General features: G+C 51.6%; 16 protein-coding genes. 6 read left to right on the top strand and 10 right to left on the bottom strand.

Annotated features, from left to right (window positions below; translation table 11 throughout):
* Positions 1-41: 41 nt before the first annotated feature.
* The 3 genes from AC0IXI_RS17215 to AC0IXI_RS17205 form a co-directional block, all read right to left on the bottom strand.
* A complete protein-coding gene (locus AC0IXI_RS17215) occupies positions 42-1,559 on the bottom strand; it encodes a tripartite tricarboxylate transporter permease (protein WP_471682829.1) in 1,518 nt (505 codons plus the stop codon).
* A gap of 147 nt (positions 1,560-1,706) precedes the next feature.
* Positions 1,707-2,138 (bottom strand): tripartite tricarboxylate transporter TctB family protein, encoded by a 432-nt coding sequence (locus AC0IXI_RS17210; RefSeq protein ID WP_422568629.1) that lies wholly within the window; start codon positions 2,136-2,138, stop codon positions 1,707-1,709.
* Between the two features lie 12 nt (positions 2,139-2,150).
* Positions 2,151-3,131 (bottom strand): Bug family tripartite tricarboxylate transporter substrate binding protein, encoded by a 981-nt coding sequence (locus AC0IXI_RS17205; RefSeq protein WP_471682828.1) that lies wholly within the window; start codon positions 3,129-3,131, stop codon positions 2,151-2,153.
* A 140-nt stretch (positions 3,132-3,271) separates the two neighbouring features.
* On the opposite strand from AC0IXI_RS17205, the gene tctD reads away from it, so the two are divergent.
* The 4 genes from tctD (at position 3,272) to AC0IXI_RS17185 (ending at position 7,408) form a co-directional block, all read left to right on the top strand.
* Positions 3,272-3,946 (top strand): transcriptional regulator TctD, encoded by a 675-nt coding sequence (tctD, locus tag AC0IXI_RS17200; RefSeq protein ID WP_471682827.1) that lies wholly within the window; start codon positions 3,272-3,274, stop codon positions 3,944-3,946.
* Entirely contained in the window at positions 3,933-5,339 is a 1,407-nt protein-coding gene (locus AC0IXI_RS17195) for a sensor histidine kinase (RefSeq protein WP_471682826.1), read from the top strand. The genes tctD and AC0IXI_RS17195 overlap by 14 nt, the downstream gene beginning before the upstream one ends.
* 129 nt (positions 5,340-5,468) lie before the next feature.
* Positions 5,469-6,011 carry a YfaZ family outer membrane protein gene (locus AC0IXI_RS17190; RefSeq protein ID WP_064517128.1) on the top strand — a complete coding sequence of 181 codons (543 nt, stop codon included), beginning with the start codon at positions 5,469-5,471 and terminating at the stop codon, positions 6,009-6,011.
* A gap of 200 nt (positions 6,012-6,211) precedes the next feature.
* Complete coding sequence (locus AC0IXI_RS17185; RefSeq protein ID WP_064517130.1) at positions 6,212-7,408, top strand: nicotinamide mononucleotide deamidase-related protein YfaY; 1,197 nt, start codon at positions 6,212-6,214, stop codon at positions 7,406-7,408.
* A 3-nt stretch (positions 7,409-7,411) separates the two neighbouring features.
* Here AC0IXI_RS17185 and glpC read toward each other — a convergent pair whose 3' ends face one another.
* The 3 genes from glpC to glpA are packed head-to-tail and all read right to left on the bottom strand — an operon-like array spanning position 7,412 to position 11,482.
* A complete protein-coding gene (gene glpC / locus AC0IXI_RS17180) occupies positions 7,412-8,611 on the bottom strand; it encodes an anaerobic glycerol-3-phosphate dehydrogenase subunit GlpC (protein ID WP_471682825.1) in 1,200 nt (399 codons plus the stop codon).
* Complete coding sequence (gene glpB / locus AC0IXI_RS17175; RefSeq protein WP_471682824.1) at positions 8,598-9,866, bottom strand: glycerol-3-phosphate dehydrogenase subunit GlpB; 1,269 nt, start codon at positions 9,864-9,866, stop codon at positions 8,598-8,600. The genes glpC and glpB overlap by 14 nt, the downstream gene beginning before the upstream one ends.
* Positions 9,863-11,482, bottom strand: a complete 1,620-nt coding sequence (glpA, locus tag AC0IXI_RS17170) for an anaerobic glycerol-3-phosphate dehydrogenase subunit A (RefSeq protein WP_471682823.1) — start codon at positions 11,480-11,482, stop codon at positions 9,863-9,865. The genes glpB and glpA overlap by 4 nt, the downstream gene beginning before the upstream one ends.
* A 239-nt stretch (positions 11,483-11,721) precedes the next feature.
* On the opposite strand from glpA, the gene glpT reads away from it, so the two are divergent.
* Positions 11,722-13,077 carry a glycerol-3-phosphate transporter gene (gene glpT / locus AC0IXI_RS17165; RefSeq protein ID WP_471682822.1) on the top strand — a complete coding sequence of 452 codons (1,356 nt, stop codon included), beginning with the start codon at positions 11,722-11,724 and terminating at the stop codon, positions 13,075-13,077.
* A gap of 37 nt (positions 13,078-13,114) precedes the next feature.
* Here the strand turns inward: glpT and yfaE are convergent, their stop codons facing one another.
* The 4 genes from yfaE to ubiG all read right to left on the bottom strand — a co-directional run bounded on the left by yfaE (position 13,115) and on the right by ubiG (position 17,925).
* Positions 13,115-13,369 (bottom strand): class I ribonucleotide reductase maintenance protein YfaE, encoded by a 255-nt coding sequence (gene yfaE, locus AC0IXI_RS17160; RefSeq protein WP_310608211.1) that lies wholly within the window; start codon positions 13,367-13,369, stop codon positions 13,115-13,117.
* Positions 13,370-13,372: 3 nt separating this feature from the next.
* Complete coding sequence (gene nrdB / locus AC0IXI_RS17155; protein ID WP_064517141.1) at positions 13,373-14,503, bottom strand: class Ia ribonucleoside-diphosphate reductase subunit beta; 1,131 nt, start codon at positions 14,501-14,503, stop codon at positions 13,373-13,375.
* Between the two features lie 59 nt (positions 14,504-14,562).
* Positions 14,563-16,848: a class 1a ribonucleoside-diphosphate reductase subunit alpha gene (nrdA, locus tag AC0IXI_RS17150; protein WP_471682821.1), complete on the bottom strand. Its 2,286-nt coding sequence runs from the start codon at positions 16,846-16,848 to the stop codon at positions 14,563-14,565.
* A 351-nt stretch (positions 16,849-17,199) separates the two neighbouring features.
* The gene (gene ubiG / locus AC0IXI_RS17145; protein ID WP_064517145.1) at positions 17,200-17,925 is read right to left on the bottom strand and encodes a bifunctional 2-polyprenyl-6-hydroxyphenol methylase/3-demethylubiquinol 3-O-methyltransferase UbiG; all 726 of its coding nucleotides are present in this window, start codon (positions 17,923-17,925) and stop codon (positions 17,200-17,202) included.
* 159 nt (positions 17,926-18,084) lie between these two features.
* Here ubiG and gyrA point away from each other — a divergent pair, with 159 nt between their 5' ends.
* The gene (gyrA, locus tag AC0IXI_RS17140; RefSeq protein ID WP_151992844.1) at positions 18,085-20,733 is read left to right on the top strand and encodes a DNA topoisomerase (ATP-hydrolyzing) subunit A; all 2,649 of its coding nucleotides are present in this window, start codon (positions 18,085-18,087) and stop codon (positions 20,731-20,733) included.
* The last annotated feature ends 43 nt before the right edge of the window (positions 20,734-20,776 follow it).

Raw genomic sequence — 20,776 nt, 5'->3', positions numbered from 1 at the left:
CCGCCCGTTTTAATGTCGGATGTCGCTAACGCTAATCCGACTTACATACCCGATTCTAAGGCTGATTTATTACGCTGGCGACGAATCAAACGCAGAACCGGCGGCACAACAATAACCACAATCGCCATAATCAGCAGCCCTTTTGCCACACCACTTTCCCACAGAATGCTCAGGCCGCCATTGCTGATAGACAGGGCGCGACGCAGGTTTTGCTCGAGCATTTCGCCCAGCACGAAGCCCAAAATTAATGGTGACATCGGGAAGTGCATTTTACGCAGGATGTAACCCAGCACGCCCAACCCAACCATCAACAACAAGTCAAACGTCGTGCTGTGCACGGCATACACGCCAACCGCAGAAACTGCAGCAATAGCGGGCACCAGGAACCACAATGGAATGCTCAACATCTTGGTAAAGAAGCCGATTAACGGGATGTTCATGATAAGCAACATAACGTTGGCGATCAGCAATGAAGCAATCAATCCCCAAACAATATCCGGCTGCTCGGTAAACATCGCAGGTCCAGGTGTAATGTTATAGAGCGTCAGCGCACCCATCATCACCGCCGTAGTGCCAGAACCCGGTACGCCGAGCGTTAACATTGGGATAAACGAACCGCAGGCAGAAGCGTTATTTGCCGCTTCCGGTGCTGCGACGCCGCGAATATCACCTTTACCAAACGTGTCGCTATTACCGCTTATCTTCTTCTCCGTCATATAAGCAATGGCACTGGCGATAGTAGCTCCAGCTCCCGGCAAAATCCCAACGAAAAAGCCGATAACCGAAGAACGCAGCGCAACACCTGTACACTGTGCCGCCTCCTTCATGTTGAACATCATGCGCCCGGTTTTACGCACCAGCACTTGCCCGCTGCTGGTGCTTTCTAGCATTAACAGAATTTCTGAAACCGAGAACAGACCAATCACGACCACAATAAATTGCACACCGTCGGAGAGGTGAACGCTATCGAATGTGAAGCGATATACCCCGGTGTTGGCATCCACTCCGACGGTGGCCAGACCCAGACCAATCAACGCTGCAAGGAACGATTTCAGCGGATTTTGCGCCATCATGCTGCCAAGGCAAGCAATGGCAAAGACCATTAATGCAAAGTATTCAGCAGGTCCAAATGCCAGCGACCATTGCGCCAGTGCTGGTGCAAAAAGAATGATGCCAGTAATTGCCAGTAGGGAACCAATAAACGAACTAACGGCGGAAATGGATAACGCCACGCCACCGCGACCCTGCTTCGCCATCGGATAACCATCGAGTGCGGTCATAATGGCGGCCGCATCTCCCGGAACGTTAAGCAGTATCGATGAGATGCGTCCCCCGTATTCACAACCGATATAAACCGTTGCCAGCAGAATTAATGCTGACTCTGGTGGTAATTTAAGTGCGAAGGCCAGTGGCAGCAAAATCGCCACGCCATTAATCGGGCCGAGGCCCGGCAGCAGCCCAACGATGGTGCCAACAAAGCAGCCAATCAGGGCGATCATCAGGTTTTCTGGCGTCAGAGCAACGGCAAAACCTTGTGATAAATAGAACCAGGTATCCATAAGTACTCCGTTCGCCCCGTCATCTTTCAAGTTGCAGATGCGTTGGCTGCACTCACGCACCCCAGACACTTACTTTAGTAAGCTCCTGGGGATACCTGAGTTTGCCGCCTTCCTGCACCTCGAAATCTAAAGGGGCTAGATCGTAGGTCAGTTCAGCCAAACGCCGAGAGGAAGAGTGACATCCAACAGACGGTCAAAGGAGAAGAACAACACGCCTCCCATCACCACCCCGGAAATTAATGCCGCCGGAATTGTCGCCCCAAATAGCAAGCCGATACAGGCGGTGAGGAGCGTTGTTGCCAGAGGGAAACCGAGCCATTCGAATGCCCATGCATACAGTGCAAGACTTGCGACCATAATCAGTAAGCGCTGCAGCGTTTGGCGGTGCGGCCACTCCACCACGTCGGGATGACGCAGTATCAACAACACAGCGCACATCAACATCAGGCCGATAATGGTTAAAGGAAACGGGCGAGGCCCTAGGGGTTCATAACTGTATTCGCTCTGAATTTGCCAGCCGATAAACAGGCCGCCAATACACAAAGCAATCCAGATACTGGCAAAAATACGATCGCTCATCATCGCCTCCGATTACTTAGCAAGGCCAAATGCTTTGGCTTGCTCGCGATAATCAGTGACCTGTTTCTTCACGTAATTATCCAGCTCTTTGCCAGTCATGTTGAATTCGAACAGGCCACGCAGATCGCGCTGTTTTTTAAAGTCGTCGGTTTGTTGGAGTTTGTTGAAGGTATCGACCCACCACTGATATTCCGCATCGCTTACTTTCGGGCCGACGTAGAAACCGCGGATTATCGGCCATACCAAATCATAACCTTGCTCTTTTGCGGTAGGGATTTGCGCCAGTTCACCTGGCAAACGTTCGTTAGCAAACACTGCCAATACGCGCAGTTTGTCGCCGTTGATATAAGGCACCATTTCACTCAGATCGCCTGAAACCACTTGAACGTGATTACCCATCAGCGCCGTTACTGGTTCGCCGCCACCTTCAAAAGCGACGTAACGCATTTTATGTGGATCAACGTTGGCTTTTTGCGCAAGCAAGGCAGTCTTCATCCAGTCCTGGCTGCCGATGGATGCACCGGCACCAATCACCACGCTGTTAGGATCTTTTTCCATCGCAGCCAACAGTGACTTCAGATCCTTCCACGGTGAATCAGCACGTACGGCAATCATGCCGTAATCGGTGCCGACACTGGCCAGCCAGCGCACATCATCTACGCCATAACGGCCAAATTTACCTTGTGACAGGTTTAGCAAAGAACCGCCGGAGAAAGCGACAACGGTGCCTGCTTCCGCAGGGCGCTGAGCGACAATTGCGTTGTAAGCTACAGCGCCGACGCCGCCAGGCATGTAGGTAACGCGCATCGGTTTTTCTAGCACGCCAGTTTCTTGCAGGCTGACCTGAATCAGTTTGCACGTCAGGTCGAAACCACCGCCAGGTTTGGCCGGGGCGATACATTCGGTGCGGGAAGGGACTTCTGCTGCCAGTGTACTGAAAGCGGTTAATAAAAAAGCTGAAGCAATAAAACCAGAGATTAGGGTACGTTTCATTTTTTATTCATCCTCACGTCAAAAAGGCGGTAGATGTTTCGCATTATGTGAAGCGCATTACAGCTGCTTCGTTGCGTGATTGTTAAAGCAGTAACCTTTCATTTACCTTTCAGGGCGACCGAAACTTTACAGGATGTGATATGCGTCTCTTACTAGCGGAAGATAACCGTGAGCTGGCTCACTGGCTCGAGAAAGCCCTGATACAAGCGGGTTTTGCTGTGGATTGCGTATTTGATGGGCAGGCCGCCGATCATCTATTACAAAACGAACGCTATGCGGTCGCGGTAATGGATATCGGAATGCCGAGAATGGATGGTCTGGAGGTTTTACAGCGCTTGCGTAAACGCGGGCAGACTGTGCCAGTACTATTGCTAACAGCACACAGTACGGTGAGCGATCGCGTGAAAGGGTTGAATACGGGGGCTGATGATTATCTGCCAAAGCCTTTTGAGCTGGAGGAGCTTGATGCCCGGTTGCGGGCACTGGTACGACGCAGCGAGGGGCAAATCCATGAGCAACAACAGTTGGGGCAACTTGCTTTTCATGATGATGGTTATTTCCTGTTGGATAACAAACCGCTGGCATTAACCCCACGAGAACACGCGATCCTGACTGTATTGATGTATCGCCGTACTCGTCCGGTTCCCAAGCAGCAGCTGTTTGAACAGGTGTTTAGTTTGAGCGACGACGCCAGCCCGGAAAGCATTGAACTTTATATTCACCGGCTACGGAAAAAACTAATCACCAGCAATGTCCAAATAACTACGCTACGTGGGCTCGGCTATGTGCTGGAGTGCAGCGATGCGGGCCATTAAACCGCAATCTTTATTCGGACAGTTGCTGCTTTTTCTGGGGTTACCATTATTTATTTTGTGGGGCTTATCAGCGGTAAGCGGCTATTTAAGCGCGATGAATGCTGCCACTCAGGCATATGACCGTACATTATTGGCCTCGACACGCACTGTGGCGGAACAGTTGGTGGTCCATGACGGTAAGCTCGCTGTGAATGTTCCGTGGGTCGTGCTCGATAGTTTCGAGCGCAATATGAACGACCGGTTGTATTACAAAGTCACCGATACCCAGGGTAATGTCATTTCGGGTTACGACGACTTACCCGATATGCCGAAAAATACCCCCGGCACCGATCTCTACCCCGCGCTAGCGTGGTTCTATAACGCAACATACCAGGGACAGACATTACGTGTTGCGCGCCTGCTCCAGCCTGTCAACGAAGGTGGGGTCAATGGGATGGCACAAATTTTTGTTGCCGAAACCGTTCAGTCGCGACATGCACTTGCTGTTCGTTTGTTGATGTCTGCAACACTGACTCAAGGGGGGCTGGTGCTACTGACCTTGACGCTCGCCTGGCTGTTATTAAGGCGTGTGCTAAAACCGATGCGCCAACTTTCAGTGCTGATGGTGCGCCGCGATCCTGGCGATCTCAATCCGCTACCCGATTTATTGCCATGGTCGGAAACGCGATTATTGATCATTTCGTTTAACCGCTATATCGACAGACTGCGTGGCCTGGTGACAAGGCAGTCTCGGTTCAGTGCCGATGCTTCCCACCAACTGCGCACACCACTCACGGTGCTAAAAACTCAGGTGTCAGTAGCACTCAGTAGTCCCAATCCAATGCAATGGCGTGAAAGTCTTGAGGCAATGCAAGTAACGCTGGATAACACCATCCATTTAACCGAGCGGTTATTACAACTTTCGCGACTCAGTCGCCTGGACCAGGCGGAAGGGCAAACGATGGAAGCGGTGGATTTGGTGAAAATAGCCCAGGCGTGTTGTTTCTCCTGTATGGCGCAGGCGAGAAGTAAAAATATCGATTTAGGTTATGAAGGGTTATCAGCGGCATGGATAACCGGCGAGCCGTTGTTGCTGGGGGAAATGTGTATGAATCTGCTGGATAATGCGTTGAAATATACTCCCGAGAACGGCATTGTGACTATTCGCGTCACCCGTGATGAATCGCAAATTGTCTGGCTAGAAATAGAAGATAACGGCCCGGGTATTGAGAGTGGGCAGGTTCGCCATGCGTTGATGCCATTCCATCGTTTAGATAACAGTGCTGAACAAAGTGGGGCGGGGATTGGGCTTGCACTGGTTAATGATATTGCGCGTTATCATCGCACTCGGCCTGAATTGCTACGTTCAGCGCCTGGTGGGTTGTTGGTGAGAGTGAAACTGGCGGCTGTTTAACAGGGCGTTTTTTCATTTTCTTACAAACGAATGAAGAAAAGCATTTCTAACGCATTGATTACCTCACCCCTGGCTGTAAAATCGGCGTTTTTTCAGGGACATCCCTTTTTACTGCTCAGGATTGAAAGCATGAACAAATTACTTTTGGCTGGCTTTGCCGGTTTAGCACTCGTATCTGCATCTGCAAGCGCTATTAGCGTTAGCGGCCAGGCGGGTGAAAAATATACAAACATCGCAGTAGGCTTCGGCCAGGATTCTGCCGGTCTGACCATGAACGGTAACTACGCGCATAATGATGACGACGGTGATACCGCAGGTCTGGGACTCGGTCTGAATGTGCCATTGGGTCCATTTATGGGTACAGTTGGTGGCCGTGCGGTTTATCTGAATCCGAAAGATGGTGATGAAGGTTATGCGTTGGCAGTGGGTGGTGGTTTGAGCTGGCAGGTATTTGATAGCATCTCCGTATTCGGTGATTACTACTACTCTCCAGACTCTCTTTCCAGTGGCGTGAAAGATTACCAGGAAGCCAGTGCGGGTGCTCGTTGGACTGTGATTCGCCCAATCACTGTTGAAGCTGGTTATCGCTATATCGGTGTTAACGGTAAAGATGGCAGCCGTGATAACGCTATCGCCGATGGTCCGTATGTGGGCGTGAGCGCAGGCTTCTAAACCCTTCGTCTTTCGCGTTGCAGGTACGTTTGCTGCGTTCGCTTACCCGAATCACTTAGTTTACTAAGCGATTCGGGATTCGTTCTCTTGCTGCCCTCCTGCAACGTGAAGTCTATCGTGGATTATCATTTCTGATTCCCTCTCTATACCTAAAATGATTTGCGCTATAGTGAACCGTTTTCTTCCCGCGGAGCACAACAATGATAAAAGTGGAAATGCTGTCTACCGGCGACGAAGTGCTGCATGGTCAAATTATTGATACCAACGCAGCCTGGCTTGCTGATTATTTCTTTAACCAGGGTTTACCAATGTCGCGCCGTAATACGGTGGGCGATAGTCTTGACGATTTAATCGCGGTGCTCAAAGAGCGCAGCGAACATGCCGATGTCCTGATTGTGAACGGTGGCCTTGGGCCAACCAGCGATGACCTCAGTGCGCAGGCAGCCGCTACTGCCGCAGGCGTTGAACTGGTTATGCACCAGCAATGGCTTGAGCATATGGAACGATTCTTTGCCGAACGCGGGCGTGAAATGGCACCGAGCAACCGCAAACAAGCGCTTATTCCGGCTACCAGCGAAATGGTCGATAACCCAGTCGGCACCGCATGCGGGTTTGCTCTACAACTCAACCGCTGCCTGATGTTCTTCACCCCAGGCGTTCCTTCCGAATTTAAAGTGATGGTTGATCAACAAATCATGCCGCGCCTGCGTGAGCGTTTTGTGTTGCCTGAGCCGCCAGTTTGCCTGCGCCTGACGACCTTCGGGCGTTCTGAAAGTGAGTTGGCGCAAAGCCTTGAACCTCTGTCATTACCTGAAGGCGCGGTAATGGGCTATCGCTCATCAATGCCGATTATCGAGCTGAAACTGACCGGGCCTGCCACTCAGCGGGTGGAAATGGAAGCTGTCTGGCCGCAAGTGCAACGTGTGGCGGGAGAAAGCGCTATCTTTGAGGGCACGGATGGTTTGCCTGCACAGTTAGCGGAACGCCTGCGCGAGCAGTCACACAATATTGCCGTCAGTGAACAATTCACCGCCGGGCTGTTGTGCCTGCAACTCGCCAGTGCGCAAGCGCCATTGGGTAATAGTGAAGTGCTTTCCGCACGCCCTGAAACACTGCAGCAGATAACTGAGCGTGCAAAAACTTTCGCGCTGCAAGCGGGTAGTGCTCTGGCGCTGGTGGTGGGGTGCCTTGATGATGAGCATCTTCATTTCGCATTGCACACGCCAAAAGGGACTTATGGCCTGCAAGTGAAATTCAACGTTACTCGCTATGCCCTGCGTACACGCCAGGAAGTCTGCGCGATGATGGCCCTCAACATGCTGCGCCGCTGGCTCAACGGCTGGGATGTCGCCGCTGAGCATGGCTGGGTGAATGTTGTCGACTCACTAGAAATCTAAAAATTATGCGAGTGCCCGAGCCAAAAGCGTAATCGGGTGCTCGCATTTCTTGCTGGTGGACATCTCAATCTGCCATTTGCAGGTTTCGCAATCTGTGACCACCAAATCGACGCCGCTCTCCTCAATCTGCTGGAATAACGGTGCGCCAATGCTTTGTGAAAATTGGTAGTTTTCCTTTTTAAACCCGTACGTGCCTGCAATTCCACAGCACTGGGATTTGAGCATTATCAACTCCACACCCGGCAAGCGCCGCAGTAAATCTAGCGTATAGAGTGACCAGCCCATTTTCTCCATATGACATGGCGTGTGGTAAGCAATACGCAGTGGTAATGCTTTCAGTTTCAACTCCCGCCCGTCTTCGAGCTGCTTCCAGATAAAGCGAGTCGCCAGTTCAATATGGTCACGCATTGGGCGCGTGTCGATATCCAACACCTGCGGGTATTCATCGCGCAATGTAAACGTGCAGGTGGAGGACGTCGCGATAACCGGCAGCCCTTGCTCGAGTACGGCTTTGCCCAAAGAAGCCGCGTTAATTGCCGCCTGCTTTTTCGCTTTGTCGATAAAACCGTTAGCAATTAACGGTACGCCGCAGCACTTTTCACGTTCCAGCAGTTGTACGCCAAAGCCCATGGCATTCATCACGCTGACCAGATCTTTGCCCAACTGCGGGTGGTTGTAATTCACATAGCAACCGTGGAAAAACGCCACTTGCTCAGCAAAGGATTTTTGCGCCGTGGCATGTTTGCGATACCACTGACGAAATGTTCCCGAGGAGTATTTCGGTAATGTGCGGTGGCTGTCGATGCCGAGCGTTTTATCAAGCAAGTTTCGCACCGGCATAAGAGATGTCGCGGTATTCACCAGCGGTGCAAATGGCGTCGAAAGGGTGCCCATCAAATCGGTATGGCTGAGAATGGCATCTCTTAATTTAAAGGGTGTTTTGCCATAACGCGCTTTAGCACGCTGGATAATATCGCCAATTTTCACATCAGACGGGCAGGCGACTTCGCAGCGTTTGCAGTTAGTGCAAAATTTAAGGGCGTCGTCATAAAGTGCGGCATCTTTCAGGCGCAGGCGCTCTCCGTCAGGCCCGGACTGCTTAGGACCGGGGTAGTCCGGGTTAACCCGGCTGACCGGGCAGACAGTAGTGCAGACAGTGCATTTAATGCAGTTTTCAAAACTGGTTTCATCAAGCAGATTCATGCGCTGCCCCCTGCGATTCAAGAATGCGTTGTGCGACATGCAGTGCGCCAGTCATTGACACACCCGCGCCGCAACCTTGTTGCAGCGGGTCGAACCCGGCCAGTACCGAACCGATGGCGTAAAGGTTTTCGGTACGTTGCCCGGCGCGGGCAGGGTGGAAATGCTTATCAACGGCAACACCTGCCTGCAAATACGGCTGCGGGCTGAAAAAGTCCTCTTTGCACCACGCTTCACGCTCGGCTGGGGCGCAGATATCGAGGCCAAAAACGGGTTCGCGTATGCCGCTGAATTTTGCCTCAAGGCCGTTACTGAAAAAGCTGCCGCTGGCGAGGACATAATGGTTTGCCCGCAGCGGGACTTCTGCGTGGTTGCGGGTGAAAATCGCACTGATATTTTGCTGCTGTGTTTCCGTCCTCACCACGGCGTCACCGGGCATCATTATCCCGTTGAGCTGCTGAAAACGGCGGCGCAACTGGTGATACAACCGCATACCGAGCACCGAAGGGGGAAGTGTGGGTAACAGGCGAAGCGGGCAGGGTAATTCACGGCTTACCGCCTGCCAGGCTTTATCATCTTCACTCCCGAGGCATGCCGGAAGGAACAGGGCATCAGTGTCATGCGCCAGCGTTTTAAGCTCATCAATAAGCAGGCGTTGTTGTTCTGGCATATCCAGTACGCGGGCGATATTGGCAGCGCGGAACTCGCTGGGGTTATTGCGTAACGTGTCCAGTGCGGGAAGTGTCAGTTCCGCGGTTTTCACATTGATGTGGTTTTCTGCCAGTGAACCAGCGACAAGTTCTGGCTGAAAATCGAGAAAACCGGCAATACCGACTACCGTGATGTGTTTCCACGGAAGGGGTGCTACGGGGATTTCCATTGGGCTAAGCCACGTTGCACGTTCAATTCCAAGCGGCGTAATACGCTGGTGGTTCTGCTTATAGCTGCCCGTAAGTGTGATATGGCAACGGGCCAGCAGCGCTTCACTCTCCATCGCGAAACGCTGTACGTTTTGCGCCCCCATAAGACTATAAGGATGTTCTGGTGCCTGCAGTTTTAATGCTGCCAGTGCATCCAGGGGAGAGTTTACCGGAGTGCCATCGGGCAACTCCGCCAGTAAATCCAGCGATCCTGACGAAAAATGAAGTGCGCTTTGCCCGCGACTGACGATAGCGCAACGCAGCCCCGCTTCCGCCAGACGGATACCGCACACCAGTCCGGCGAGTCCACCGCCAATAATCAGGCTGTCGAATTTCATTGTGGCGTTCCTTTTTTTAGCCCGCACAACCCCTGGTACACCCAAGCGGTAAATTCGCTTTCTCGCAGCGCATCATCCCAGGCAATAGGGCGGATCCCTTTCCAGCGTTCATTGAGAAAAAGCGATAACTGGTCGAGCGATTGCGCAGGCGATGACGTGCCAAAACGTTGTAATAAACCGGCGGCGCGACAGGCGCATAACTCACCCTGGCAGGTACCCATTCCTACGCGGGTTCGACGGCGTAAATCGCCAAGATTGGCGACAGCCAGTTTATTGACCGCGTAGCGAACTTCACCGGCCGTTACCGCTTCACATTCGCAAACCAGGCTGTTGCTCAGGCGGTCGCCCGCCAGAAGTTGTTCAGCACGATCGCCGTGGCGCCAGACAGCAGAGCGGCGGATGGTTGGCGGTAGCGAAATGACTTTACTGAGTGTCTCTTCTTGCGAGCTTCCTGAACCAGGAAGTGGGACGGTTGCGGTGGTGCAGGGGCTGGAATGACCGAGTTTTTCGCACACCGCATTGGTGGCCCATTCAGCCATCAGGCGATAGGTCATGAGTTTGCCGCCAGTGATGGTGATAAAGCCGTCCATTCCGTCACGCTTTGCGTGATCCATCAATACGATCCCCCGGCTGGCGTTGCGCCCGCTCGGATCGTTATCGCTGGCAACCAGTGGGCGAACGCCAGCATAGGCACGCAAAATGCGGGTGGCTGCGAGTTTGGGCGCAAGTTTAGACCCTTCACGAATCAGGATATCGACCTCTTGCGGTGTGACGCGCATATTGTCGATTTGGTCGTACTCAACAGGTGTTGACGTGGTACCAATCAGCGAAATGGTATCGCCGGGCACCAGAATATCGGCATCAGCAGGTTTGCGGCAGCGGTTGATCACCATATTGTTGATGCGATGCCCGAGTATCAGCAACGAGCCTTTTGCAGGCAGCATACGAATACTTAAATCAGCATATTCAGCGATACGCTGCCCCCAGATCCCGGCAGCATTCACGACGATATTTGCATATAAATCGTGGCGTTGATGGCTCTGGTGGTTGTAGACCCTGACACCCGTTACGCGACTGCCCTGGCGAATCAACCCGGTAACCTCCTGCCCGGTAAGAATTTCTGCGCCATGTTCTCTGGCATCGAGCATATTGGCGGCGGTCAGGCGGAAGGGGTCGACAGTTCCATCCGGCACGCGAACCGCACCGATAAGCGCAGGATTGGCCGCAGGTTCTATCCGTAATGCTTCTTTAGGATCGAGCTGTTGAGCATTGATTCCGGCGTCCTGGCACGCCGCAATAAACATGCACTGCAAGGCTAAATCATCTTCAGGAAGGGTGATAAACAACCCGTCTGTGCGCTCAATACAGTGGCGAGCAATGCGTTTAAGGATGCGGTTTTCTTCAATACACTCGCGGGCTGATTCGCTATCTGTCATGGCGTATCGCGCACCGCTGTGGAGTAAGCCATGGTTTCGGCCTGTCGCACCGGTGGCGATATCATGCCTTTCCAGTAGTAGCGTGCGTAACCCGCGTCGCGCACAATCGCGGGCAATCCCGGCACCCGTTGCACCTCCACCAATAATAATGACATCCCTTTCTTTGCTATCCGCGTTCATGCGCTTCTCCTGGAAAGAACCTCTTGAACGCTATTCAGCCACAGAAAAGATTATTAATGTTTGATATCGAGCAAATTCGAGCATAAATCGAAAGTTAAGTGTGATGTTATGCACTATTTCGATAGTTTGTAATAAAAATGTAATAATTTGTGGGGTGTTTCACACTAACCAGACGGGATAATTCTTAACATGCGCTCGCAAAAGAACATTGCCTGATAAAACCTGCCACGGAGGCATTTATGCTGAGCATTTTCAAACCTACCGCCCATCAGCCACGGCTGAAAAGCGAGCACATAGATCCAACTTATAAACGCCTGCGCTGGCAAATCTTTTTGGGTATTTTCTTCGGTTACGCGGCCTACTATCTGGTGCGTAAAAACTTCACCCTGGCGATGCCCTACTTGATTGAGCAAGGTTTCTCGCGAGGGGATTTAGGATTCGCGCTTTCCGGTATTTCTATCGCCTACGGCTTTTCAAAATTCATCATGGGGTCGGTTTCTGACCGCTCTAATCCACGCGTTTTCTTACCCGCCGGTTTAATTCTGGCGTCGTTAGTCATGCTATTCATGGGATTTGTGCCATGGGCGACATCGAGCATCGCAGTAATGTTTGTGCTGCTGTTCTTATGTGGCTGGTTCCAGGGCATGGGCTGGCCGCCGTGTGGGCGCACCATGGTGCACTGGTGGTCTAAGAAAGAGCGTGGCGGAATTGTTTCTGTCTGGAACTGCGCACATAACGTGGGTGGGGGGTTGCCGCCGTTGCTGTTCTTACTCGGGATGGCGTGGTTTAACGACTGGCATGCGGCACTTTATATGCCAGCCTTTGCGGCGATTCTGGTGGCATTGATTGCCTTTGCATTAATGCGCGATACCCCGCAATCCTGCGGCTTGCCACCAATCGAAGAGTACAAAAATGATTACCCGGACGACTACAACGACAAAACGGAAGAGGAACTGACGGCTAAACAGATCTTCATGCAGTACGTCTTCCCTAACCGGCTACTGTGGTACATCGCCATTGCTAACGTTTTTGTCTACTTGCTGCGTTACGGCATTCTCGACTGGTCGCCAACGTATTTGAAAGAAGTGAAGCACTTCGCGCTGGATAAATCATCCTGGGCCTACTTCCTGTATGAGTATGCGGGGATCCCTGGCACGCTGCTGTGTGGCTGGATGTCGGACAAAGTGTTCAGAGGCAACCGCGGTGCTACTGGTGTGTTCTTTATGATTCTTGTGACGATTGCGACCATTGTGTACTGGCTGAACCCGCCGGGAAATCCGGGCGTGGATATGGCATGTATGATTGTGATTGGCTTCCTGATCTACGGACCGGTGATGCTGATTGGCCTGCACGCGCTGGAACTGGCACCGAAAAAAGCCGCGGGAACGGCAGCGGGCTTCACTGGTTTGTTCGGCTATCTTGGTGGGTCGGTCGCGGCGAGTGCGATTGTCGGTTACACCGTTGATTTCTTCGGTTGGGATGGCGGTTTTATGGTGATGATCGGCGGCAGTATTATGGCCGTGATTCTGCTGCTGGTGGTGATGGTGGGTGAAAACAAACATCACCAGGAAATGAAAGCGCGGGAAGGTCAGTAATCCCCAGAAAATAAAAAACCTCCTGCGGGAGGTTTTTTTACATCTCTATCTCAATATCACCCTGCGCCTGGCAGCAGCAGGGCAGTATTTCACCGGGCTGGATAAACGCCAGCGGTTCGGTAAGCCACTTCACTTCGCCTGCCGTCAGACGGATGCGGCAGGAGCCGCAATAACCTTCCCGGCACTGATATTCCACGGCGACCTGGTGGGATTCCAGTGTCGCCAGCAAAGAAGGGTGATTCTCTTCAGAAATGAGCTGTGCTCCGCTGATTCGTAGCGTAATTCGAGCCATAACTTACAGCTGGAAATCGCTTAAATCGTCGGTGTTAACGTTCGAATCAATCTGACCTACCAGATAAGAACTCACTTCTACTTCTTGCGGTGCGACCTGCACGTTGTCAGAAACCAACCATGCGTTGATCCATGGGATTGGGTTTGAACGCGTCTTGAATGGCAAATCCAGGCCGACTGCCTGCATACGGATGTTGGTAATGTAATCAACATACTGGCACAGAATATCTTTGTTCAGACCGATCATCGAGCCGTCGCGGAACAGGTAGCTTGCCCACTCTTTCTCTTGCTCGGCGGCCAGTACGAACAGGTCATAGCATTCCTGGCGGCATTCCTGGGCGATTTCTGCCATTTCAGGATCGTCTTCACCGGAGCGCATCAGGTTCAGCATATGCTGAGTCCCGGTCAGGTGCAGCGCTTCGTCACGGGCAATCAATTTGATGATTTTCGCGTTGCCTTCCATCAGTTCGCGCTCGGCGAATGCGAAGGAACAAGCGAAGCTGACGTAGAAGCGAATCGCTTCCAGCGCATTCACGCTCATCAGGCACAAATAGAGTTGGCGCTTGAGCGCACGCAGGTTCACGGTCACGGTTTTGCCGTTAACGTTGTGCGTACCTTCACCCAGCAGATGCCAGTAGCTGGTCATCTCAATCAGACGGTCGTAATAACCGGAGATATCTTTCGCGCGCTTTAAGATTTCCTGGTTAGTGACGATATCGTCAAACACAATCGCCGGATCGTTAACGATATTACGGATGATGTGGGTGTAAGAGCGTGAGTGGATAGTTTCGGAAAACGCCCACGTTTCAACCCAGGTTTCCAGCTCAGGAATGGAGATCAGCGGCAGCAGGGCCACGTTCGGGCTGCGGCCCTGAATGGAGTCCAGCAGAGTCTGGTATTTCAGGTTGCTGATGAAAATGTGTTTTTCGTGATCGGGCAGCGCCTGATAGTCGATACGGTCACGGGAAACGTCCACTTCTTCCGGACGCCAGAAGAAGGAGAGTTGCTTTTCAATCAGCTTTTCGAAGATGTCATATTTTTGCTGATCGTAGCGAGCCACGTTAACCGACTGGCCAAAGAACATCGGTTCTGCAAGCTGATCGTTTTTCGTCTGTGAAAAAGTGGTGTAAGCCATGAGGTTAAATCCTGTAATGCGTCGAAAAAATCCCCTCAGCAAGGTGAGGGGATTTTAAGTTAGATTTTACATGCGCCGCTTTCGCAGCCATCGTCCTGGATTGAAGGCGCCAGGTCGTCTTGCGCATCTTCCGCACCGTCGCGGGTGTTCTGATAATAAAGCGTTTTAACACCGAATTTATAAGCAGTGAGCAAATCTTTCAGCAACTGCTGCATCGGCACTTTACCAGACGCGAAGCGTGTTGGGTCATAGTTGGTGTTTGCAGAGATCGACTGGTCGATAAACTTCTGCATCAGACCCACTAATTGCAGGTAACCGTCATTATTCGGCAGGTCCCATAGCAGCTCATAGTTGTCTTTCAGCGTTTCGTAATCTGGCACAACCTGGCGCAGGATACCGTCTTTTGACGCTTTAATGCTGATATGGCCGCGCGGTGGCTCGATACCGTTGGTAGCGTTAGAAATCTGTGAAGAGGTTTCAGACGGCATCAAAGCAGAAAGTGTTGAGTTACGCAGGCCGTGGGTCTTGATTGACTCACGAAGCGCTTCCCAATCCAGATGCAGCGGCTCATTGCTGATCACATCCAGGTCTTTCTTATAGGTGTCGATTGGCAGAATGCCTTTTGCGTAGGTGGTTTCGTTGAACCACAGGCAAGGGCCTTGCTCTTTCGCCAGTTCGTTTGAGGCTTTCAGCAGGTAATACTGAATCGCTTCGAAGGTTTTGTGCGTCAGGTTGTTGGCGCTGCCGTCGGAGTAACGAACGCCATTCTTCGCCAGGTAGTAAGCGAAGTTAATCACGCCCACACCCAGAGTACGGCGACCCATCGCACCGCGTTTAGCGGCAATGATTGGGTAGTCCTGGTAATCCAGCAGCGCATCCAGAGCACGCACAGCCAGAATCGCTAATTCTTCCAGCTCATCCAGGCTTTCGATAGCACCCAGGTTGAATGCAGACAGCGTACACAGTGCAATTTCACCGTCTTCGTCGTTGATGTCATTCAGTGGTTTGGTCGGCAGCGCGATTTCCAGGCACAGGTTAGACTGGCGAACTGGTGCGATAGTCGGGTCAAACGGGCTGTGGGTGTTGCAGTGGTCAACGTTCTGAATGTAGATACGGCCAGTTGAGGCACGCTCTTGCATCATCAGTGAGAACAGCTCAACGGCTTTCACGCGTTGCTTGCGGATGCTGTCGTCTTTTTCGTATTTGGTGTACAGCTTCTCGAACTTTTCCTGGTCGGCAAAGAATGCGTCATACAGACCTGGAACGTCAGACGGGCTGAACAGTGTGATGTCTTCGCCTTTGAGCAAACGGGTGTACATCAGTTTGTTGATTTGCACACCGTAGTCCATATGACGGACGCGGTTGCCTTCAACACCACGGTTGTTTTTCAGTACCAGCAGGCTTTCAACTTCCAGGTGCCACATTGGGTAGAATAGTGTCGCAGCACCGCCACGCACGCCGCCCTGAGAACAGGATTTCACTGCGGTCTGGAAGTGTTTGTAGAACGGGATACAGCCAGTGTGGAACGCTTCACCGCCGCGAATTGGGCTACCCAGCGCACGGATACGACCGGCGTTGATGCCGATGCCTGCTCGTTGGGAAACATACTTCACAATCGCGCTGGAAGTGGCGTTGATGGAGTCCAGACTGTCGCCGCACTCGATCAGTACACAAGAGCTGAACTGGCGAGTAGGAGTGCGCACACCTGACATAATTGGCGTAGGCAGAGAAATTTTGAACAAGGAAACCGCATCGTAAAAACGTTTCACGTAGCTCAGACGGGTTTCACGCGGATAGCCGGAGAACAGACACGCGGCAACCAGAATATAAAGGAACTGTGCACTTTCGTAGATTTCGCCGGTGACACGGTTCTGAACCAGATACTTACCTTCGAGCTGTTTTACAGCCGCGTAGGAGAAGCTCATGTCGCGCTCATGGTCGATGTAATCGTCCATCTGCTTGAACTCTTCTTCCGTGTAGTCTTCCAGCAGATGTTGATCGTATTTGCCCATCTCAACCATTTTCACGACATGGTTATAGAGTTTAGGCGGCTCGAACTCACCGTAAGCTTTTTTGCGCAGATGGAACACAGCCAGGCGCGCAGCCAGATACTGGTAATCAGGCGCATCGCGAGAGATTAAATCGGCCGCTGCTTTGATGATGGTTTCATGAATGTCAGAGGTTTTGATGCCGTCATAAAACTGGATGTGCGAGCGCAGTTCAACCTGTGATACGGATACGTTATTTAAGCCTTCGGCGGCCCAATCCAGAACTCGATGGATTTTATCCAGATCGATACGCTCAGTGCGACCGTCACGTTTTGTAACCAGCAGACTCTGATTCATGTGCGTTTGTACCTGTCCGTGAAATGAAAAATGCCCCGTTTATCCACAGTTGGCCTCTAGTGGCTAACCTTGTGGATAAATACTATATGTAGGGGGTTGTGGATTACTTGATCACTATATGGTGAGTATTCTAGTAACTAATCGGCTGAGAACAAGTATTGATTTCGAGACGGATTTAAGGTTGTGACAAGCGGAATTTCGCTAAGTCCACGTCACATAAGGCCTGTGACAATTGTCAATGGGATGCAAAAAAAATGATATTTTTGATCGAGTGCTGATTTCTTAAACTTCATTGATAAGTGCGCGGTTTGATACCGCGCAATTTTCATCAATCTGGCTTATGGATACAAATCATTTTTCAGCTTTTGTATGCAGCATGTAATTAACATCGACACCTGGTGCAAGTTTGAACGTATTGGTCAGCGGGTTGAAATGTAACCCTGTGATGTGGCGTTCGCGCAGTGGGGTGTCGTCAACCCAGGAGAGTAATTCCGCAGGCTTGATGAATTTCTTAATGTCGTGCGTGCCTTTTGGCACCATGCGCAGGATGTATTCAGCACCAACCACCGCCATCAACCAGGATTTGCCATTACGGTTAAGAGTGGAGAAAAAGACGTGGCCACCCGGTTTTACTAATTTCGCGCAGGCAGTGACGACCGATTTCGGATCCGGCACGTGCTCGAGCATTTCCATACAGGTGACGACGTCATACTTCCCGGCAAATTTTTCCGCGTGCTGCTCAACGGTTTCCTGAACGTAATCCACCTTAATACCGCTTTCCAGCGCATGGAGCTTAGCAACCTGTAATGGCTCGAAACCCATATCCAACCCGGTCACATTAGCGCCTTCGCGCGCCATGCTCTCTGCCAGAATCCCACCGCCACAGCCGACATCAAGCACCGTTTTACCAAACAACCCATCTGCGCGTTGGCTGATATAACCCAAACGCAGCGGGTTGATGCGATGCAGAGGCTTAAATTCGCCTTCAAGATCCCACCAGCGTGAAGCTACGGCTTCGAATTTGGCGATTTCATCATGGTCGACGTTCTGGATAACCGGCTGGTTTTCGGCATTCATGGGGCTACTCACTCCTTGTTCGTTTCGTGGCAGGAGTATATCAGTCAATGTGTGTGAATAAACCATTCGGCAACCATGTTGTGGTTTCCCCAAAGTAGGGCGATTGTGTTATAATTTGCGACCTTTGAATCCGGGACACAGTAGAGGGATAGCGGATACATGAGCGACCTTGCCAGAGAAATTACACCGGTCAACATTGAGGAAGAGCTAAAGAGCTCATATCTGGATTACGCGATGTCGGTTATTGTCGGCCGCGCACTGCCAGATGTCCGCGATGGACTCAAGCCGGTACACCGTCGCGTACTTTACGCCATGAACGTATTGGGCAATGACTGGAATAAAGCGTACAAAAAATCCGCCCGTGTTGTTGGTGACGTAATCGGTAAATATCACCCTCATGGTGATACCGCTGTCTATGACACTATCGTGCGTATGGCGCAGCCATTCTCATTGCGTTACATGTTGGTAGATGGCCAGGGTAACTTTGGTTCTGTGGACGGTGACTCCGCCGCGGCGATGCGTTATACGGAAATCCGTATGTCGAAAATCGCTCACGAACTGATGGCCGATCTCGAAAAAGATACGGTAGATTTCGTCGATAACTACGACGGAACCGAGCGCATTCCTGATGTTATGCCGACCAAAATTCCTAACTTGCTGGTTAACGGTTCGTCCGGTATCGCAGTAGGCATGGCAACTAACATCCCGCCTCATAACATCACTGAAGTAATCAACGGCTGTCTGGCGTTTATTGAAGACGAAGACATCACCGTTGAAGGGTTAATGGAACACATCCCAGGCCCAGACTTCCCAACTGCCGCTATCATCAATGGCCGTCGTGGCATCGAAGAAGCGTATCGCACTGGTCGTGGCAAGATTTACATTCGCGCCCGTGCAGAAGTTGAAGCAGATGCGAAAACAGGTCGTGAGACCATCATTGTTCATGAAATTCCATACCAGGTTAACAAAGCACGCCTGATTGAGAAAATCGCTGAACTGGTGAAAGACAAACGCGTTGAGGGCATCAGCGCTCTGCGTGACGAGTCTGATAAAGACGGCATGCGCATTGTTATCGAAATCAAACGCGATGCAGTGGGCGAAGTGGTTCTGAATAATCTTTATTCTCAGACTCAGCTGCAAACTTCCTTCGGTATCAACATGGTTGCGCTGCACCAGGGCCAACCGAAGATCATGAACCTGAAAGACATTCTTTCTGCGTTTGTGCGTCACCGTCGTGAAGTTGTGACTCGTCGTACTATTTTCGAACTTCGTAAAGCACGCGACCGTGCACACATCCTCGAAGGTCTGGCGATTGCTCTTGCGAACATCGACCCGATTATCGAGCTGATTCGTCATTCTCCAAATGCCGCAGAAGCGAAAGCTGGCCTGATTGCCCGTTCATGGGCGCTGGGCAACGTTTCTGCCATGCTGGAACGTGCAGGCGACGATGCTGCGCGCCCTGAGTGGCTGGAGCCAGAATTTGGTATTCGTGATGGTCAATATTTCCTGACCGAGCAACAAGCTCAGGCAATTCTGGATCTGCGTTTGCAGAAACTGACTGGCCTTGAGCACGAAAAACTGCTCGACGAATACAAAGAGCTGCTGGAGCAGATCGCTGAGTTGCTGCACATTCTGGGCAGCGCTGAACGTCTGATGGAAGTGATCACCGAAGAGCTGGTTGCGATGCGCGATCAGTTTGGCGACAAACGTCGTACTGAGATCACTGCAAATACCTCTGATATCAACATTGAAGATTTGATCAACCGCGAAGATGTGGTTGTGACTCTGTCCCACCAGGGCTATGTGAAATATCAACCGCTGACCGACTACGAAGCACAACGTCGTGGTGGTAAAGGTAAGTCCGCAGCACGTATTAAAGAAGAAGATTTCATCGACCGTCTGTTGGTTGCCAATACTCACGACACCATCTTGCTGTTCTCCAGCCGTGGTCGTCTGTATTGGATGAAGGTTTATCAGTTGCCGGAAGCGAGCCGTGGTGCGCGTGGCCGTCCAATTGTGAACCTGCTGCCACTGGAAGCGAACGAACGTATTACCGCGATCCTGCCGGTACGTGAGTATGCCGAAGGCGTTAACGTGTTCATGGCGACCGCAAGCGGTACCGTCAAGAAAACTGCGTTGACCGACTTCAGCCGTCCACGTTCAGCGGGCATCATCGCCGTCAACCTCAACGAGGGTGATGAGCTGATTGGTGTTGATTTGACCGACGGTAGTAACGAAGCGATGTTGTTCTCGGCTGCGGGTAAAGTGGTGCGCTTCAAAGAAGACGCCGTTCGTACCATGGGCCGTACTGCAACAGGTGTTCGCGGTATTAAGCTTGCGGGTGAAGACAAAGTCGTTTCCCTGATCATTCCACGCGGCGAAGGTTCTATCCTGACCGTGACGCAGAATGGTTATGGTAAACGTACCGCAGCTGATGAGTATCCGACTAAGTCACGTGCGACTCAGGGCGTTATTTCCATCAAAGTGACCGAGCGTAACGGCAGTGTTGTTGGCGCGGTACAGGTGGAAGATACCGACCAGATTATGATGATTACCGATGCTGGTACTCTGGTTCGTACTCGCGTTTCTGAAGTGAGTGTCGTTGGCCGTAACACCCAGGGCGTTATTCTTATCCGTACTGCGGATGATGAAAACGTGGTGGGCCTGCAACGTGTTGCAGAACCGGTTGATGAAGAAGAACTGGATGCTATCGACGGTACCGTTGCGGAAGGTGATGACGAAATCGCACCTGAAGCAGACGTAGATGACAACGCTTCTGATGAAGCAGACGACGAAGCAGACGAATAATCTGAATTTTGTTGTTTGATATGACTCATAACGCCCGATGCAT

It is taken from the genome of Buttiauxella sp. AC038 (genome assembly GCF_979253565.1).
This window is presented reverse-complemented; position numbering and strand designations above follow the sequence as displayed.

What these genes read in the sequence shown, in the direction of transcription:
- nrdB (WP_064517141.1), bottom strand. Translation starts at nt 14,503, where the DNA reads ATGGCTTACACCACTTTTTCACAGACGAAAAACGATCAGCTTGCAGAA.
- yfaE (WP_310608211.1), bottom strand. Translation starts at nt 13,369, where the DNA reads ATGGCTCGAATTACGCTACGAATCAGCGGAGCACAGCTCATTTCTGAA.
- tctD (WP_471682827.1), top strand. Translation starts at nt 3,272, where the DNA reads ATGCGTCTCTTACTAGCGGAAGATAACCGTGAGCTGGCTCACTGGCTC.
- AC0IXI_RS17190 (WP_064517128.1), top strand. Translation starts at nt 5,469, where the DNA reads ATGAACAAATTACTTTTGGCTGGCTTTGCCGGTTTAGCACTCGTATCT.
- nrdA (WP_471682821.1), bottom strand. Translation starts at nt 16,848, where the DNA reads ATGAATCAGAGTCTGCTGGTTACAAAACGTGACGGTCGCACTGAGCGT.
- glpC (WP_471682825.1), bottom strand. Translation starts at nt 8,611, where the DNA reads ATGAATCTGCTTGATGAAACCAGTTTTGAAAACTGCATTAAATGCACT.
- glpB (WP_471682824.1), bottom strand. Translation starts at nt 9,866, where the DNA reads ATGAAATTCGACAGCCTGATTATTGGCGGTGGACTCGCCGGACTGGTG.
- AC0IXI_RS17210 (WP_422568629.1), bottom strand. Translation starts at nt 2,138, where the DNA reads ATGAGCGATCGTATTTTTGCCAGTATCTGGATTGCTTTGTGTATTGGC.
- gyrA (WP_151992844.1), top strand. Translation starts at nt 18,085, where the DNA reads ATGAGCGACCTTGCCAGAGAAATTACACCGGTCAACATTGAGGAAGAG.
- AC0IXI_RS17215 (WP_471682829.1), bottom strand. Translation starts at nt 1,559, where the DNA reads ATGGATACCTGGTTCTATTTATCACAAGGTTTTGCCGTTGCTCTGACG.
- AC0IXI_RS17185 (WP_064517130.1), top strand. Translation starts at nt 6,212, where the DNA reads ATGATAAAAGTGGAAATGCTGTCTACCGGCGACGAAGTGCTGCATGGT.
- ubiG (WP_064517145.1), bottom strand. Translation starts at nt 17,925, where the DNA reads ATGAATGCCGAAAACCAGCCGGTTATCCAGAACGTCGACCATGATGAA.
- glpT (WP_471682822.1), top strand. Translation starts at nt 11,722, where the DNA reads ATGCTGAGCATTTTCAAACCTACCGCCCATCAGCCACGGCTGAAAAGC.
- glpA (WP_471682823.1), bottom strand. Translation starts at nt 11,482, where the DNA reads ATGAACGCGGATAGCAAAGAAAGGGATGTCATTATTATTGGTGGAGGT.
- AC0IXI_RS17195 (WP_471682826.1), top strand. Translation starts at nt 3,933, where the DNA reads ATGCGGGCCATTAAACCGCAATCTTTATTCGGACAGTTGCTGCTTTTT.
- AC0IXI_RS17205 (WP_471682828.1), bottom strand. Translation starts at nt 3,131, where the DNA reads ATGAAACGTACCCTAATCTCTGGTTTTATTGCTTCAGCTTTTTTATTA.